The organism is Streptomyces sp. NPDC048506 (assembly GCF_040651315.1).
Taxonomy (GTDB): Bacteria; Actinomycetota; Actinomycetes; order Streptomycetales; family Streptomycetaceae; genus Streptomyces.
In genome coordinates this window covers 174,622-189,914 of record NZ_JBEZIX010000007.1, presented here as the reverse complement: position 1 = coordinate 189,914, position 15,293 = coordinate 174,622, and the positions used below count along the sequence as shown (strand labels likewise).

The 15,293-nt window shown below is 69.9% G+C and carries 18 protein-coding genes; 2 read left to right on the top strand and 16 right to left on the bottom strand.

Annotated features, from left to right (window positions below; genetic code table 11):
- Window positions 1–9: 9 nt before the first annotated feature.
- The 3 genes from AB0C96_RS07860 to AB0C96_RS07850 are packed head-to-tail and all read right to left on the bottom strand — an operon-like array spanning window position 10 to window position 2,535.
- On the bottom strand, window positions 10–378 hold the full coding sequence (locus AB0C96_RS07860) for a holo-ACP synthase (protein ID WP_362914762.1): 369 nt from the start codon (window positions 376–378) through the stop codon (window positions 10–12).
- Window positions 375–2,222, bottom strand: coding sequence for a glutamine--fructose-6-phosphate transaminase (isomerizing) (glmS, locus tag AB0C96_RS07855; protein WP_362914760.1), 1,848 nt, complete (start codon window positions 2,220–2,222; stop codon window positions 375–377). Before glmS ends, AB0C96_RS07860 begins: the two co-directional genes overlap by 4 nt.
- 25 nt (window positions 2,223–2,247) lie before the next feature.
- Entirely contained in the window at window positions 2,248–2,535 is a 288-nt protein-coding gene (locus tag AB0C96_RS07850; protein WP_362914758.1) for a hypothetical protein, read from the bottom strand.
- Between the two features lie 163 nt (window positions 2,536–2,698).
- On the opposite strand from AB0C96_RS07850, the gene coaA reads away from it, so the two are divergent.
- Entirely contained in the window at window positions 2,699–3,688 is a 990-nt protein-coding gene (coaA, locus tag AB0C96_RS07845) for a type I pantothenate kinase (protein WP_362914756.1), read from the top strand.
- A 139-nt stretch (window positions 3,689–3,827) separates the two neighbouring features.
- Here the strand turns inward: coaA and glmM are convergent, their stop codons facing one another.
- The 4 genes from glmM to AB0C96_RS07825 all read right to left on the bottom strand — a co-directional run bounded on the left by glmM (window position 3,828) and on the right by AB0C96_RS07825 (window position 8,359).
- Entirely contained in the window at window positions 3,828–5,186 is a 1,359-nt protein-coding gene (glmM, locus tag AB0C96_RS07840) for a phosphoglucosamine mutase (protein WP_362914754.1), read from the bottom strand.
- Between the two features lie 172 nt (window positions 5,187–5,358).
- Entirely contained in the window at window positions 5,359–5,868 is a 510-nt protein-coding gene (rpsI, locus tag AB0C96_RS07835) for a 30S ribosomal protein S9 (protein ID WP_362914752.1), read from the bottom strand.
- A 42-nt stretch (window positions 5,869–5,910) separates the two neighbouring features.
- Complete coding sequence (gene rplM / locus AB0C96_RS07830; RefSeq protein WP_362914750.1) at window positions 5,911–6,354, bottom strand: 50S ribosomal protein L13; 444 nt, start codon at window positions 6,352–6,354, stop codon at window positions 5,911–5,913.
- 361 nt (window positions 6,355–6,715) lie between these two features.
- Window positions 6,716–8,359: an ATP-binding cassette domain-containing protein gene (locus tag AB0C96_RS07825; RefSeq protein WP_362914748.1), complete on the bottom strand. Its 1,644-nt coding sequence runs from the start codon at window positions 8,357–8,359 to the stop codon at window positions 6,716–6,718.
- 56 nt (window positions 8,360–8,415) lie between these two features.
- Here AB0C96_RS07825 and AB0C96_RS07820 point away from each other — a divergent pair, with 56 nt between their 5' ends.
- Entirely contained in the window at window positions 8,416–9,288 is an 873-nt protein-coding gene (locus tag AB0C96_RS07820; protein ID WP_362914746.1) for a hypothetical protein, read from the top strand.
- A 98-nt stretch (window positions 9,289–9,386) separates the two neighbouring features.
- On the opposite strand, the gene truA is transcribed toward AB0C96_RS07820, so the two are convergent.
- From truA to map, 9 genes are all read right to left on the bottom strand, one after another.
- The gene (gene truA / locus AB0C96_RS07815; protein WP_362914744.1) at window positions 9,387–10,250 is read right to left on the bottom strand and encodes a tRNA pseudouridine(38-40) synthase TruA; all 864 of its coding nucleotides are present in this window, start codon (window positions 10,248–10,250) and stop codon (window positions 9,387–9,389) included.
- 82 nt (window positions 10,251–10,332) lie between these two features.
- Window positions 10,333–10,818, bottom strand: a complete 486-nt coding sequence (gene rplQ, locus AB0C96_RS07810; RefSeq protein ID WP_362914742.1) for a 50S ribosomal protein L17 — start codon at window positions 10,816–10,818, stop codon at window positions 10,333–10,335.
- A gap of 138 nt (window positions 10,819–10,956) precedes the next feature.
- Complete coding sequence (locus tag AB0C96_RS07805) at window positions 10,957–11,979, bottom strand: DNA-directed RNA polymerase subunit alpha (RefSeq protein WP_003956430.1); 1,023 nt, start codon at window positions 11,977–11,979, stop codon at window positions 10,957–10,959.
- Between the two features lie 109 nt (window positions 11,980–12,088).
- Window positions 12,089–12,715 (bottom strand): 30S ribosomal protein S4, encoded by a 627-nt coding sequence (rpsD, locus tag AB0C96_RS07800; RefSeq protein WP_361318359.1) that lies wholly within the window; start codon window positions 12,713–12,715, stop codon window positions 12,089–12,091.
- 27 nt (window positions 12,716–12,742) lie between these two features.
- Window positions 12,743–13,147: a 30S ribosomal protein S11 gene (rpsK, locus tag AB0C96_RS07795; RefSeq protein WP_004571845.1), complete on the bottom strand. Its 405-nt coding sequence runs from the start codon at window positions 13,145–13,147 to the stop codon at window positions 12,743–12,745.
- 64 nt (window positions 13,148–13,211) lie between these two features.
- Complete coding sequence (rpsM, locus tag AB0C96_RS07790) at window positions 13,212–13,592, bottom strand: 30S ribosomal protein S13 (protein WP_362914740.1); 381 nt, start codon at window positions 13,590–13,592, stop codon at window positions 13,212–13,214.
- 196 nt (window positions 13,593–13,788) lie between these two features.
- The gene (rpmJ, locus tag AB0C96_RS07785; protein WP_003956441.1) at window positions 13,789–13,902 is read right to left on the bottom strand and encodes a 50S ribosomal protein L36; all 114 of its coding nucleotides are present in this window, start codon (window positions 13,900–13,902) and stop codon (window positions 13,789–13,791) included.
- Between the two features lie 60 nt (window positions 13,903–13,962).
- Entirely contained in the window at window positions 13,963–14,184 is a 222-nt protein-coding gene (gene infA, locus AB0C96_RS07780; RefSeq protein WP_003956442.1) for a translation initiation factor IF-1, read from the bottom strand.
- 195 nt (window positions 14,185–14,379) lie between these two features.
- Window positions 14,380–15,216 (bottom strand): type I methionyl aminopeptidase, encoded by an 837-nt coding sequence (gene map, locus AB0C96_RS07775; RefSeq protein ID WP_362914738.1) that lies wholly within the window; start codon window positions 15,214–15,216, stop codon window positions 14,380–14,382.
- Window positions 15,217–15,293 lie beyond the last annotated feature (77 nt).

Sequence of the window (15,293 nt, the reverse complement as noted above, 5' to 3'; positions counted from 1 at the left end):
GGACCAGTGTCACCCCTCGGCGATCACCACGGCGGAAGCCACCCCCGCGTCATGGCTCAGCGACACATGCCACGACCGCACCCCCAGCGTCGCCGCGCACCGCTCGACCGTGCCCCGTACCCGCAGCCGCGGCCGTCCGCTGTCCTCGACGTACACCTCGGCGTCCGTCCAGTGCAGTCCGCCCGGCGCGCCCAGCGCCTTGGCCACTGCCTCCTTGGCCGCGAAGCGCGCGGCCAACGAGGCGATGCCGCGCCGTTCACCGCTCGGCAGCATCAGCTCTTCGGGGATGAACAGCCGGTTCGCCAGCTCCGGCGTGCGGTCCAGTGCCGCCCCGAAGCGATCGATCTCGGCGACGTCGATCCCGACCCCGATGATCACTCCACCGTCACCGACTTGGCGAGGTTGCGCGGCTGGTCGACCTCGTTGCCGCGGGCGGTGGCCAGTTCACAGGCGAAGACCTGGAGCGGGACGGTGGAGACCAGCGGCTGGAGCAGCACCGGCGTGCGGGGGATCCGTACGAGGTGGTCGGCGTAGGGCACCACCGCCTCGTCGCCCTCCTCCGCGATCACGATGGTCCGTGCGCCGCGGGCCCGGATCTCCTGGATGTTGGAGACGATCTTGTCGTGCAGCACCGAGCGGCCGCGCGGCGACGGCACCACCACGACGACCGGCAGATCGTCCTCGATCAGCGCGATCGGCCCGTGCTTGAGCTCGCCGGCCGCGAAGCCCTCCGCGTGCATGTACGCCAGCTCCTTGAGCTTCAGCGCGCCCTCCAGCGCCACGGGGTAGCCCACGTGGCGGCCGAGGAACAGCACGGTGTTCTTGTCGGCGAGGCTGCGGGCCAGCTCCCGCACCGGCTCCATCGTGCCGAGCACCTGCTCGACCTGGGTGCCGATGGCGGCCAGTTCGCGCACCACGTCCCGGATCTCGTCGCCCCACTTCGTGCCCCGTACCTGCGCGAGGTAGAGCGCCACCAGGTAGCAGGCGACCAGCTGCGTCAGGAACGCCTTGGTGGAGGCCACCGCGACCTCGGGGCCGGCGTGCGTGTAGAGCACCGCGTCGGACTCGCGGGGGATCGTCGAGCCGTTGGTGTTGCAGATGGCGAGCACCTTCGAGCCCTGCTCGCGGGCGTGCCGCAGCGCCATCAGGGTGTCCATGGTCTCGCCGGACTGGCTGATGGCGATCACCAGCGTCCGCCGGTCCAGGATCGGGTCCCGGTAGCGGAACTCGCTGGCCAGCTCCGTCTCACACGGAATGCGCGTCCAGTGCTCGATCGCGTACTTGGCGATCATTCCCGCGTGGTAGGCCGTCCCGCACGCCACGATGACGACCTTGTCGACCTCCCGCAGCACCTCCGGCGCGATCCGCACCTCGTCCAGGGACAGCACCCCCGAGGCGTCGATCCGCCCCAGCAGGGTGTCCGCAACGGCCTTCGGCTGCTCGGCGATCTCCTTGAGCATGAAGTAGTCGTAGCCGCCCTTCTCGGCGGCCGAGGCGTCCCAGTCGACGTGGTACTCGCGGACCTCCGCCGGCGCACCGTCGAAGTCGGTGACCGTCACCCCGTCCCGGCGCAGCTCCACGACCTGGTCCTGGCCCAGCTCGATCGCCTCGCGGGTGTGCGCGATGAACGCCGCCACGTCCGAGGCCAGGAAGGCCTCGCCGTCCCCGACGCCCACCACGAGCGGCGAGTTGCGGCGCGCCCCGACGACCACGTCCGGCTCGTCCGCGTGCACCGCGACCAGCGTGAAGGCACCCTCCAGCCGCCGGCAGACCTGCCGCATCGCCTCGGCCAACTCCCCGCAGGACGAGTAGCACTCGGCGAGCAGGTGCGCCACCACCTCGGTGTCCGTCTCGGACGCCAACTGGTGCCCGCGGTCGGCGAGTTCGGCCCGCAGCGCGGCGAAGTTCTCGATGATGCCGTTGTGCACGACACAGACCCGGCCGGCGTTGTCCAGGTGCGGATGGGCGTTCTCGTCGGTGGGCCCGCCGTGGGTGGCCCACCGGGTGTGCCCGATCCCGGTCGACCCGCTCGGCAGCGGACGGTCCGCCAGCTCCTTCTCCAAATTGGCGAGTTTGCCGGCCTTCTTGGCCGTGGCCAGACCGCCGTCGGCCAGCACGGCGACACCCGCCGAGTCGTAGCCGCGGTACTCCAGCCGCCTCAGCCCGGCCAGTACGACCTCAAGGGCGCTCTGCCCGCCCACGTATCCCACGATTCCGCACATGGAGGCAGCCTACGACGCCGACGGATCAATACCCGCGCGCTATCCGGTGGTGCGCCTCACGCACCGTCTCCAGGAACTCCTCGTCGGCCTCCGCGTCCGCGCCGGGCCCAGTGGCCGGCTCGTACCGCTCCAGGAAGTCGCCGAGGTCCTCGCCCAGATCCTCCAGGTCCTCGTCCGGCAGCTCCTCGGCCAACTCGGCGTGGACCCGCGCGGCGAAGCCGTCCGCCGCCACGTCCACCCCCCGGCCGTCGCCGGTGCCCGTACGCTTCCCCCGGGTCCGCAGTCGCAGCAGACCAGCCCTACGCGCTCGCACGCCCACCCCTGTTCCGTTGTCGGCCCGTGAGCCGGGCCACTCCCCGCAGCCGACGGTACCGGGCGGGCCGCACGCGGTACAGAAACGCAGGCAGCGGCGGGTCCGTTGCCCCGGTCGCCCACCCCGAGATGAACGGCGTATTGCGGCTGCGCACAATGGGCGCGTGCCCTTGACGACCGATCCGCAGCAACGACGCCGCGCCGACAGCTCGCCGTACGTCGATCTGACGCGCGCGCAGTGGAGCGCCCTGCGGGAGAAGACCCCGCTGCCCCTGACGGCCGAGGAGGTCGAGCGGCTGCGCGGGCTGGGCGACGTCATCGACCTCGACGAGGTGCGCGAGGTCTACCTCCCGCTCTCCCGCCTGCTCAACCTCTACGTCGGCGCGACGAGCAATCTGCGCGGTGCGCTGAACACGTTCCTGGGCGACGCGGGCGGCGGCCAGGGCGCGCAGCCCGGCACGCCCTTCGTCATAGGGGTCGCCGGCAGCGTGGCCGTCGGCAAGTCCACCACCGCCCGCCTCCTCCAGGCGCTGCTGGCCCGCTGGCCCGAGCACCCGCGCGTCGAGCTGGTCACCACCGACGGGTTCCTCTTCCCCAACGCCGAGCTCCATCGGCGCGGCCTGATGTCCCGCAAGGGCTTCCCGGAGTCCTACGACCGCCGGGCGCTGACCCGGTTCGTCGCGGACGTGAAGTCCGGCAAGGCAGAGGTCACCGCCCCGGTCTACTCCCACCTGATCTACGACATCGTGCCCGGTGAGCGGCTGACCGTGCACCGCCCGGACATCCTCATCGTCGAGGGCCTGAACGTCCTGCAACCCGCGCTGCCCGGCAAGGACGGCCGCACCCGGCTCGGTCTCGCCGACTTCTTCGACTTCTCCGTCTACGTCGACGCCCGCACCGAGGACATCGAGCAGTGGTACCTCGGCCGCTTCCGCAAGCTGCGGGAGACCGCGTTCCAGAACCCGTTCTCGTACTTCCGCAAGTACACCCAGGTCTCCGAGGGGGAGGCCCTCGACTACGCCCGCATGATGTGGCGCACCATCAACAAGCCCAACCTCCAGCAGAACGTGGCCCCGACGCGCGGTCGCGCGAACCTGGTGCTGCGCAAGGGGCCGGACCACAAGGTGCAGCGGCTGTCGCTGCGGAAGCTGTAGGAGTCCGGCCCGCCGGCGTAGGAGTCCGGCCCGCCGACCGGGGTCCGCACCGCGCTCGTCCAGCGGGCCCCGCAGCGCTGCGGCCCCGGCCCGCCGCTGGCGGAACCGGGGCCGAAGAGCAGCCGGGAGAAGAACCCCGTCAGCCGAGGGCCGACTTGACCGCGTCGGCGAGCCGGCCGGCCACCGCCCGCGCCTGCTCGATGTCGGCGGCCTCCACCATGACCCGCACCAGCGGCTCCGTGCCGGACGGCCGCAGCAGCACCCGACCGGTCGAGCCCAGCTCCCGCTCCGCCTCGGCGACCGCCGCGTTCAGCTCGGGCGAGCTGGCCACCCGCGACTTGTCGACGTCCGGGACGTTGATCAGGACCTGCGGCAGCCGCTCCATGACGCGCGCCAGCTCGCCGAGCGAACGGCCGGTGGCGGCGACCCGGGCCGCCAGCATCAGACCGGTCAGCGTGCCGTCACCGGTGGTGGCGTGGTCCAGCACGATGACGTGCCCGGACTGCTCACCGCCCAGCGCGAAGCCGTGCGCCTTCATCTCCTCCAGCACGTACCGGTCGCCGACCGCGGTCTGGACGAGGTCGATGCCCTCGCGCTCCATGGCCAGCTTGAAGCCCAGGTTGGACATGACGGTGGCGACGACGGTGTTCTTGCGCAGCGTCCCCGCCTCGCGCATACCGAGCGCCAGCACCGCCAGGATCTGGTCGCCGTCGACCTCGTTGCCCTCGCGGTCCACGGCCAGGCAGCGGTCCGCGTCCCCGTCGTGGGCGACACCCAGGTCGGCGCCGTGCTCGACGACCGCCGCGCGCAGCTGCGCGAGGTGGGTGGAGCCGCAGCCGTCGTTGATGTTCAGGCCGTCGGGGTCGGTGCCCAGGGTGACGACCTCGGCACCGGCCCGGGCGAAGGCCTCCGGCGAGACCCGGGCGGCCGCGCCGTGCGCGCCGTCGATGACGATCTTCAGCCCGTCCAGGCGGTTGGGCAGCACGCCCACGAGGTGCGCGACGTAGTTGTCGAAGCCCTCGTCGTAGACGCTGACCCGGCCCACGCCGGCGCCGGTCGGCCGCTCCCACGGCTCACCGGAGCTGTGCGCGCGGTAGGTCTCCTCGATCCGGTCCTCCAGCTCGTCGGCGAGCTTGTGGCCGCCGCGGGCGAAGAACTTGATGCCGTTGTCGGGCATCGGGTTGTGGCTGGCGGAGAGCATCACGCCGAGGTCCGCGCCGAGCGAGCCGGTCAGGTACGCGACCGCCGGGGTGGGCAGCACGCCGACCCGCAGGACGTCCACACCGGCACTGGCGAGGCCCGCGACGACCGCGGCCTCCAGGAACTCCCCCGAGGCCCGTGGGTCCCGCCCGACCACGGCCACCGGCCGGTGACCCTCGAACGTGCCCGCTTCCGCGAGCACATGCGCCGCAGCGACCGACAGACCGAGCGCCAGCTCCGCCGTCAGATCCGCATTGGCGACGCCGCGCACACCGTCCGTGCCGAAGAGTCGTCCCACTGGTGTCCTCCGAGTTGTCGAGCTTGGACCAGGGCCTTACGTCCAGGTATACGCCCCTGGCCCCAGGGATACGCGCCTGGGTATACGCGCCTGGTCACGGATAGCCGAACGCCCCGGCAGCAGGAGGTGCCACCGGGGCGTTCGGGAGAGCTGCATGGCGCAGCGCGCGTGATTAGCGCTTGCTGTACTGCGGCGCCTTGCGGGCCTTCTTCAGACCGGCCTTCTTGCGCTCGACCGCACGGTCGTCACGCTTGAGGAACCCGGCCTTCTTCAGCGCGGGGCGGTTGTTGTCGATGTCCGCCTCGTTCAGCGCACGGGCCACGCCCAGGCGCAGCGCACCGGCCTGGCCGGAGATGCCGCCGCCGGCGATGCGGGCGATGACGTCGTAACGACCGTCCAGCTCCAGCACCTTGAAGGGCTCGTTGACTTCCTGCTGGTGCACCTTGTTGGGGAAGTAGCCCTCAAGGGTGCGACCGTTGATCTTCCACTGACCGGTGCCCGGAACGATCCGGACGCGGGCGATGGCGTTCTTGCGACGGCCCAGGCCGGCGGCCGGCTGCGGGTCGCCGAAACGGGACGCGAGGGACTCGGAGGTGTACTCCGACTCCACGACCTCGGTCTCGGTGGTGTACTCCTCGACCTCGACCTCGTCCAGCGGGGTCTCGGGGGTGGTCTCAGCCACGATGCTCCTCAGATTCTCTGTCGTCTTAGGGGGTGGCCGGACTTACTGCGCGACCTGGGTGATCTCGAACGGGACCGGCTGCTGCGCAGCGTGCGGGTGCTCGGCGCCCGCGTAGACCTTCAGCTTCGAGAGCATCTGACGGCCGAGGGTGTTCTTGGGGAGCATGCCCTTGACGGCCTTCTCGACGGCCTTCTCGGGGTTCTTCTCGAGCAGCTCGTCGTAGCGGACCGAGCGCAGACCACCCGGGTAACCGGAGTGGCGGTAGGCCATCTTCTGGTTCCGCTTGTTGCCGGAAAGGTGCACCTTGTCGGCGTTGATGATGATGACGAAGTCACCCGTGTCAACGTGAGGGGCGTAAACCGGCTTGTGCTTACCCCGCAGGAGGGACGCGGCCTGGCTGGCCAGGCGGCCCAGGACGACGTCCTGCGCGTCAATGATGTGCCACTGGCGCTGGACGTCGCCGGGCTTGGGGCTGAACGTACGCACGTCTTAGCCTTCGCTTCTCTGATGAATGGGACCTGTACTGGGTCACCAGGGCTGATCACACAGCAGGGCGGCACTACGGGTGACGCAACCCGATCGTCCGCCGCTGGTCATCGGCCCGGTGGACCGGCGCAAGGCCCCTCACGTGAGATAGAGCAAGCCAATACGCATAACGAACCAGCAGAATACCGGGCCGTCCCCAGCGGGGTCAAAACGCCCCCCGCATCCCCATGTGGCCCCGCCCCGCCGCGACCGCCGCGGCCCCTCCATTGTCCCACCGGCGCCGTGGGCCGCAGGCCCGGGGAGACCGGGGAGCGGGGAGACCGGGGAGCGGGGAGACCGGGGAGACCGGGGAGACCGGGCCCTAACGCTCCCGCTCGACCCTGGCCTCGTCCCACACCGCCCCGGCGCTCTCCCGCACCCGCCCGTCCGACCCGAACACCAGGAACCGGTCGAAGGACCGCGCGAACCACCGGTCGTGCGTCACCGCCACCACCGTCCCCTCGAAGGCCTCCAGCCCCTCCTGCAACGCCTCCGCCGACTCCAGGTCCAGGTTGTCGGTCGGCTCGTCCAACAGCAGGGCCGTCGCCCCGGCCAGCTCCAGCAGCAGGATCTGGAAGCGCGCCTGCTGCCCGCCCGACAGCCGCTCGAAGCGCTGGTCGGCCTGCTTCTCCAGCTCGTAGCGGCGCAGCGCGGACATGGCCTGGCCCTTGTCCTTGGCGTGCTCGGTCCACAGCACGTCGAGCAGGGTGCGGCCCATCAGCTCGGGGTGGGCGTGCGTCTGGGCGAAGTGCCCGGGGACGACGCGGGCCCCCAGCTTCCAGGCGCCGGTGTGCGCCACCGGGTCGTGCGCGCCGCCGGGGTCCGCCGCCAGCAGTCGCAGGAAGTGCGACTTGCCCGAGCCGTTGGAGCCGAGGACCGCGACCCGCTCGCCATAGAAGATCTCCAGCGAGAAGGGCTTCATCAGGCCGGTGAGCTCCAGATCCGTGCAGGTGATCGCGCGGACGCCGGTGCGCCCGCCGCGCAGCCGCATGGTGATCTCCTGCTCCCGCGGCGGCTCCGGCGGCGGCCCGGCCTCCTCGAACTTCCGCAGCCGGGTCTGCGCCGCCGCATAGCGCGAGGCCATCTCGTGGCTGACCGCCGCCGCCTGCCGCAGCGTGACCACCAGCTTCTTCAGCTGGGCGTGCTTCTCGTCCCAGCGCCTGCGCAGCTCCTCGAAGCGGGCGAAGCGCTCCTTGCGGGCCTGGTGGTACGTGTCGAAGCCGCCGCCGTGCACCCAGACGTCGGAGCCCGCCGGCCCCGGCTCGACGCTGACGATCTTCTCCGCGGCGCGGGACAGCAGCTCCCGGTCGTGCGAGACGAACAGCACCGTCTTCCGGGTCGTCCGCAGCTGCTCCTCCAGCCACCGCTTGCCCGGCACGTCCAGATAGTTGTCCGGCTCGTCCAGCAACAGCACCTCGTCCGTGCCCCGCAGCAGCGACTCCAGGACCAGGCGCTTCTGCTCACCGCCGCTGAGCGTGCGCACCTGCCGCCACTGGGCCTTCTCGTACGGCATGCCCAGCGCCGCCGTCGTGCACATGTCCCAGACCGTCTCGGCCTCGTAGCCACGCGCCTCGGCCCAGTCGCTGAGCGCCTGCGCATACGCCATCTGCACGGCCTCGTCGTCGGCATCGGCCGTCATCAGGGCCAGCTCGGCCGCGTCCACCGCGGCCGCCGCGTCCCTGATCGGCCGCTGGGCCACCGAGACCAGCAGGTCACGGACCGTACGGTCGTCCCGCACGGAGCCCACGAACTGCGGCATCACGCCCAGCCCGCCGCTCACCGTCACCGCCCCGCCGTGCGGCTTGAGCTCCCCCGCGATCAGCCGCAGCAGCGTCGTCTTGCCGGCGCCGTTGGCTCCCACCAGCGCGACCGAGGCGCCCTCCCCCACCCGGAAGGACACGTCCCCCAGCAGGGCCCTCCCGTCCGGCAGGTAGTACTCCAGATGCCCGGCTTCCAGATGTCCCATGAGCGGGATTGTGACCGGACTCCAAGCGTTCCACCAACCGCATTAGGATGCGCGCCATGAGTTTCGGGCAAGGCGGGCCCTTCGACGGCCCCGGGGGTTCTTTTTCGTCCACTCCGGACTGGGATGCGCTCGCCGAGGAGAGCGAGTCGCAGTCCCGCCGCAAACGCTGGATGTGGATCGGCGGCGGCGCGCTGGCGACCGTCGCGGTGGCCGGTATCGTCGCCGCCGCCGTGATGACCAGCGGCGGTGACACCCCGGGCGGCAACCCGACGGCCTCGCCCAGCGCGTCCGGCCAGGCCCTGCCGGACGACAAGCCGTCCTTCCCGGACGTCTCCGTGCCGCCCCCGCCCAACCCGCAGGAGTACATCTCCGACCCCAAGAAGGACACCGCGCCGCTCACCCCCGCCACCCTCTTCCCGCAGAAGAGCATGGTGGTCGGCGAGCACAGCTACCCGCGCACCGGGACCGCCAGCACCAAGGACTGCACCGCCGGCGCCCAGGGCGCCCTGGTCTCGTCGCTCTCCCACAACGGCTGCAAGCAACTGCTGCGCGCCACGTACGCCAAGGGCGGCGTCGCGGTCACCATCGGCATCGCGGTCTTCGACTCGCCCGCCCAGGCCACCAAGGTCATGAACCAGAACCGGGCCAACCTGATGCCGCTGCCCGGCGGTGGCGTGCCCTCCGACTTCTGCCAGGGCAGCAAGTGCCAGATGACGACCAACGCCACCGGCCGCTACGCCTACTTCACCATCGCCGGCCACCTCAACGGCAAGGACGTCACCGGCACCGAGGCCAACGTCCAGCAGATCGCCCGGGACGGCGGCTCCTACGCCTTCACCCAGATCGCCCAGCGCGGCAAGGACCAGGCCGCCAAGGCCGCCGAGCGGCAGCTCAAGGAAGCCCAGAAGAAGGCCGGCCGGACCTCCTGATCACCGTCCGGCACCGCTCTGCACCACTGTGATGCCAGTGGTGACGCTGCCCCCCGACAGCGTCACCGCCGGACGTCCCCGGCAGACCGCGACGCGGCTCAGCAGCAGCCGCCCCCGGCGCCGCCCGGCAGGCTCCGCCTGTTGCGCGCCTCCTTGTTGCGCGCCATCAGCAGCTCGTCGGCCGGATAGCCGACCTCCTCCAGCGTCAGCCCGTGCGGCCGCACGACGTGCACCGCGGAGTCCCGCACCCCGGCCGCCAGCACCTTCCCGGGCCACTCCGGCGGCCGGTGCCCGTCACCGACGAACAGCAGCGCGCCGATCAGCGACCGCACCATGTTGTGGCAGAAGGCATCCGCCCGCACCGTCGCCGTGACGATCCCGTCCGCACCCCGCGCCAGGCTCAGCTCCTGGAGCGTACGGATCGTGGTGGCCCCCTCGCGCCGCTTGCAGTACGCCGCGAAGTCGTGCTCCCCGAGCAGCGACCGCGCCGCCTCGTTCATGGCATCCACGTCCAGCGGCCAGTCGTGCCAGAGCACATGGCCGCGCAGCAGCGGGTCCACGCCCCCGGGGTGATCGGTCACCCGGTACGCGTAGCGCCGCCAGACGGCCGAGAAACGCGCGTTGAAGCCGGCCGGCGCCTCGGCCGCCGACCACACCCGGACGTCCTTCGACAGCCGGCCGGCGAGCCGCTTGAGCAGCTTCTCCCGGTGCTCGGCCCAGAGCTCCTCGGGCAGATCCACATGCGCCACCTGCCCCCGCGCATGCACCCCGGCGTCGGTCCGCCCCGCCACGGTCAGCTCGTACGTCTCCGACGACCGCGTCACGGTCCGCAGCGCGTCCTCGATCTCCCCCTGGACGGTCCGCTGCCCGCGGGCCTGCTTGGCCCACCCGGAGAAGTCCTTGCCGTCATAGGAAAGGTCCAGCCGCACCCGGACGTACCCGGGCTCCACCTCGTCACTCACGTAAGCAATCCTCTCAGGCCCGCGGCAACGCGAAGCGGGCCCGCCCCCGAGGGGGCGGGCCCGCTCACCGCGAGGCAGTGCCTCAGGCGTCCTTGGACTCCTCGGCCGGAGCCTCGGTGGCCTCCGCCGGAGCCTCGGCCGCGGCCTCGGACTCCTTCACCGCGCGCTTGGTCGCGGCCTCGGCCTCGGCAACGGTCGCCTTCTTGGCGATCTCGCCCTCGACCAGCTCGATGACCGCCATCGGGGCGTTGTCGCCACGACGGTTACCGATCTTGGTGATACGGGTGTAGCCACCCGGACGCTCCGCGAACCGCGGCGCGATCTCGGTGAACAGCGTGTGGACGACGCTCTTGTCCGAGATCAGCTGCATGACCTGGCGGCGGTTGTGAAGGTCGCCCTTCTTCGCCTTGGTCACCAGACGCTCCGCGTACGGACGCAGACGACGGGCCTTGGCCTCGGTCGTCGTGATGCGGCCGTGCTCGAAGAGCGAGGTCGCCAGGTTGCGCAGCATCATGCGCTCGTGCGCAGCGCTGCCGCCCAGACGGGCACCCTTGGTGGGCTTCGGCATGGTGTATCTCCTTCATTGCTGCACCGGCCGTATCAGGTACCGGTGTCAGTTCCCACGAAGCGGGCGCCCCGCGGAAGATCTACACGACACGGGCCCGGGAGGTGCTCCCGGACCCGTACCGGTCAAACCGGGTACTGCTCAGTACTGCTCGGTCTCGACGAACCCGGCGTCCGCGTCGTCGTCCGCGCCAAAGGCGTCGGCGGCAGCGGTCGGGTCGAATCCGGGCGGGCTGTCCTTGAGCGCCAGGCCCATGCCGGCCAGCTTCGCCTTGACCTCGTCGATCGACTTCGCACCGAAGTTGCGGATGTCGAGCAGGTCTGCCTCGGAGCGCGCCACGAGCTCACCCACGGAGTGGATGCCCTCGCGCTTGAGGCAGTTGTACGACCGAACGGTGAGCTCCAGCTCCTCGATCGGCAGCGCCAGGTCGGCGGCGAGGGCGGCGTCCGTCGGGGACGGGCCCATGTCGATGCCCTCGGCGTCGATGTTGAGCTCGCGGGCCAGACCGAACAGCTCGACCAGGGTCTTACCGGCCGACGCCATGGCGTCGCGCGGGCGCATGGCCTGCTTGGTCTCGACGTCGACGATCAGCTTGTCGAAGTCGGTGCGCTGCTCGACACGGGTCGCCTCGACCTTGTAGGTGACCTTGAGCACCGGCGAGTAGATGGAGTCGACCGGGATCCGGCCGATCTCCTGGCCCACCTGCTTGTTCTGGACGGCCGAGACGTAGCCGCGACCGCGCTCGACGGTCAGCTCCATCTCCAGCTTGCCCTTGCCGTTCAGGGTGGCGAGGACCAGGTCGGGGTTGTGCACCTCGACGCCGGCCGGCGGGGCGATGTCGGCGGCGGTGACCAGACCCGGGCCCTGCTTGCGCAGGTACATCACGACCGGCTCGTCGTGCTCCGAGGAGACGACCAGCTGCTTGATGTTGAGGATGAGGTCGGTGACGTCCTCCTTGACACCCGGCACGGTGGTGAACTCGTGCAGGACGCCGTCGATCCGGATGCTGGTGACGGCGGCACCGGGGATCGAGGAGAGGAGCGTACGGCGCAGGGAGTTGCCGAGGGTGTAGCCGAAGCCCGGCTCCAGCGGCTCGATCACGAACCGGGAGCGGTATTCGTCGACGACCTCTTCGGTCAACGAGGGACGCTGAGCGATCAGCATGTTTTTCGGTCCTTCAGTCGTGGGCGCCCGCTATTTGACGCCCGCTGTACTGACAAGGGTACGGGCGGTACGGCGCCATCGGCTCCGTACCGCCCACACCGGTCAGCTCTTACTTGGAGTAGAGCTCGACGATCAGCTGCTCCTGCACCTGGGTGTCGATCACCTGGCGCTCGGGCAGGCTGTGCACGAGGATCCGGAGGTTCGACGGGATCGCTTCCAGCCAGGCCGGAACGGTCTTCTCGCCGGCCTCGGCCTTGGCCACCTCGAAGGGGGTCAGGTTCCGAGAGCCCTCGCGGACCTCGATGATGTCGTTCACGGCAACGCGGGCCGACGGGATGTCAGTCTTGCGGCCGTTCACGTTGATGTGTCCGTGACGGACCAGCTGACGGGCGTGGTCACGGGACTTGGCGAAGCCGGCCCGGTAGACCACGTTGTCGAGGCGGGTCTCAAGGATGCGCAGAAGGTTCTCACCGGTCTTGCCGGTCTTCTGGTTCGCTTCCTTGTAGTAGTTCACGAACTGCTTCTCAAGGACACCGTAGATACGGCTGCACTTCTGCTTCTCACGAAGCTGGAGCAGGTACTCGCTGTCCTTGGTGCGCCCGCGACCGTGCTCACCCGGGGGGTAAGGACGGATCTCGATCGGGCACTTCGCGCTCTCGCACTTGCTCCCCTTGAGGAAGAGCTTCTGCTTCTCCCGACGGCAACGCTTGCAGTCGGCCCCGGTGTAACGCGCCATTGTCTAGTTGTCTCCTACTTCAGGTGGTCAGACGCGGCGACGCTTGGGCGGGCGGCATCCGTTGTGCGGGGTGGGGGTGACGTCCTGGATGGAGCCCACCTCAAGACCGGTCGCCTGAAGCGAACGGATGGCGGTCTCGCGGCCCGAACCCGGGCCCTTGACGAAGACGTCGACCTTGCGCATGCCGTGCTCCTGCGCGCGGCGGGCGGCCGACTCGGCGGCCATCTGCGCGGCGAAGGGGGTGGACTTGCGCGAGCCCTTGAAGCCGACGTGGCCGGCCGAGGCCCAAGAGATCACGTTCCCGGTCGGGTCGGTGATCGAGACGATCGTGTTGTTGAACGTGCTCTTGATGTGAGCGTGCCCGTGGGCGACGTTCTTCTTCTCCTTGCGGCGCACCTTCTTGGCGCCGGCCGTACGGCCCTTCGGAGGCATGAATTTCTCCCGTGGAGGTGGTCGGTCCTACAGCGAAGACCGCTGGTGAGCGTCCTGCTGAGGACTACTTCTTGCCCGGCTTCTTCTTGCCGGCGATCGCGCGACGCGGGCCCTTGCGGGTACGCGCGTTCGTGCTGGTGCGCTGACCGTGCACCGGCAGGCCGCGGCGGTGACGCAGACCCTGGTAGCAGCCGATCTCGACCTTGCGGCGGATGTCGGCCTGGATCTCGCGACGGAGGTCACCCTCGGTCTTGAGGTTGTTGTCCACGTACTCGCGGATCTTGACGAGGTCTTCCTCGGCCAGGTCGCGGACCCGGGTGTCCGGGTTCACGCCGGTGGCGGCGAGGGTCTGACGCGAGAGCGTCCGCCCGATACCGAAGACGTAGGTGAGGGCGACCTCCACACGCTTTTCGCGCGGGAGATCAACGCCTGCGAGGCGTGCCATTGATGTGGCTCCTGATGGCTATTCGGAGGTCTTCCGCAGCACCGTTCCCGTAAGACTCTTCAGCATTACGAGCCGGGTCCCCGGCCTCCGAGCCGAGGGTGTCGTCCCCACGCGGGAGCGGGGGGTCGGGTGACTGCGTATGTACGTGTTGTGCTTGCGTCGCGCGATCTGCGAAATTGCAGGTGGTCGGCGTGCGTCAGCCCTGGCGCTGCTTGTGGCGCAGGTTGTCGCAGATGACCATGACCCGGCCGTGGCGGCGGATCACCTTGCACTTGTCGCAGATCTTCTTGACGCTCGGCTTGACCTTCATGGGATGTGAGGTTCTCCGGGTCAGTGCCGTCACCCCACGGGAGCGGGGCGCCGACAAGATCTACTTGTAGCGGTAGACGATCCGGCCACGCGTCAGGTCGTACGGAGACAGCTCCACGACGACCCGGTCATCCGGGAGGATGCGGATGTAGTGCATCCGCATCTTGCCGCTGATGTGCGCGAGGACCTTGTGACCGTTCTGGAGCTCCACCTTGAACATGGCGTTCGGCAGGGACTCGATCACGGTGCCCTCGATCTCGATGGCACCTTGCTTCTTGGCCACGCTTCGCCCTTCGAATCGGCTACCTTGATCGTCTCTTGTGTGTCCGCGACATCAATGACGTCGCCTGTCTCCAGGCATACGGATGCACGAGAGCCGACGCGTCAGTCTACGTCAGTGCCTGGGAAAAGACGAATCCAGGATTATTGCCCACCAGGGGTGATCCTTACGCCCAGGGGCTCCCCCGGGCGGGCACGCTCAGGCCAGGGGGTCGGGCGCGGCCGTGATCCCCAGCTCGGCCAGCTTGGCCCTGCCGCCGTCCGGGGCGGTCAGCACCAGCGGGCCGTTCTCGGTCAGCGCGACCGAGTGCTCCCAGTGCGAGGACCAGCTGCCGTCGTTCGACTTGACCGTCCAGTCGTCCTCGAGGACGTGGGTCTTGGGCGTGCCGAGGTTGACCATCGGCTCGATCGCGATGCAGAAGCCCGGCACCAGCTTGGGGCCGCGGCCGCGCTTGCGGTCGACGTAGTTCAGTAGGTGCGGGTCCATGTGCATCTGCGAGCCGATGCCGTGGCCGCCGTAGTCCTCGACGATCCCGTACTTGCCGCTGGACGGCCGCGGCTGGCGCCGGATGTAGCCCTCGATCGCCTTGGAGATGTCGACCAGACGGTTGCCCTTGGCGACCGCCGCGATACCGGCCCACATCGACTCCTCGGTGACCCGGCTGAGCTCGACCAGCTCCGCGGAGTGACCGGATCCGACGAAGGCGGTGTACGCGGCGTCGCCGTGCCAGCCGTCGATGATCGCGCCGCAGTCGATGGAGATGATGTCCCCGTTCTGGAGCACCGTCTCGGTGTCGGGGATGCCGTGGACGACGACGTCGTTCACGGAGGTGCAGATCGTCGCGGGGAAGCCGCCGTAGCCGAGGAAGTTGGACTTCGCGCCGTGCTCGGCGAGCACCTTGCGCGCGGCATCGTCGAGGTCCTTGGTCGTGGCGCCCGGCACCGCGACCTCCCGGGTCGCTGCGTGAATGGCGGCGACCACCAGCCCCGCCTCGCGCATCTTCGCGATCTGCTCAGGGGTCTTGATCTCCACCATGTCGGCGCCTTCCGCCCTCGTCCTGCGTCTGTTCTGACCAACAGTACGGCCGCGGTGCCCGTGCTGGGCAACCGCGG

Excerpts from the sequence above, each read along its gene's own strand:
- glmS (WP_362914760.1), bottom strand. The coding sequence starts at position 2,222 with ATGTGCGGAATCGTGGGATACGTGGGCGGGCAGAGCGCCCTTGAGGTC.
- AB0C96_RS07825 (WP_362914748.1), bottom strand. The coding sequence starts at position 8,359 with ATGGGACATCTGGAAGCCGGGCATCTGGAGTACTACCTGCCGGACGGG.
- AB0C96_RS07820 (WP_362914746.1), top strand. The coding sequence starts at position 8,416 with ATGAGTTTCGGGCAAGGCGGGCCCTTCGACGGCCCCGGGGGTTCTTTT.
- rplQ (WP_362914742.1), bottom strand. The coding sequence starts at position 10,818 with ATGCCGAAGCCCACCAAGGGTGCCCGTCTGGGCGGCAGCGCTGCGCAC.
- AB0C96_RS07805 (WP_003956430.1), bottom strand. The coding sequence starts at position 11,979 with ATGCTGATCGCTCAGCGTCCCTCGTTGACCGAAGAGGTCGTCGACGAA.
- rpsD (WP_361318359.1), bottom strand. The coding sequence starts at position 12,715 with ATGGCGCGTTACACCGGGGCCGACTGCAAGCGTTGCCGTCGGGAGAAG.
- rpsK (WP_004571845.1), bottom strand. The coding sequence starts at position 13,147 with ATGCCTCCGAAGGGCCGTACGGCCGGCGCCAAGAAGGTGCGCCGCAAG.
- rpsM (WP_362914740.1), bottom strand. The coding sequence starts at position 13,592 with ATGGCACGCCTCGCAGGCGTTGATCTCCCGCGCGAAAAGCGTGTGGAG.
- rpmJ (WP_003956441.1), bottom strand. The coding sequence starts at position 13,902 with ATGAAGGTCAAGCCGAGCGTCAAGAAGATCTGCGACAAGTGCAAGGTG.
- map (WP_362914738.1), bottom strand. The coding sequence starts at position 15,216 with ATGGTGGAGATCAAGACCCCTGAGCAGATCGCGAAGATGCGCGAGGCG.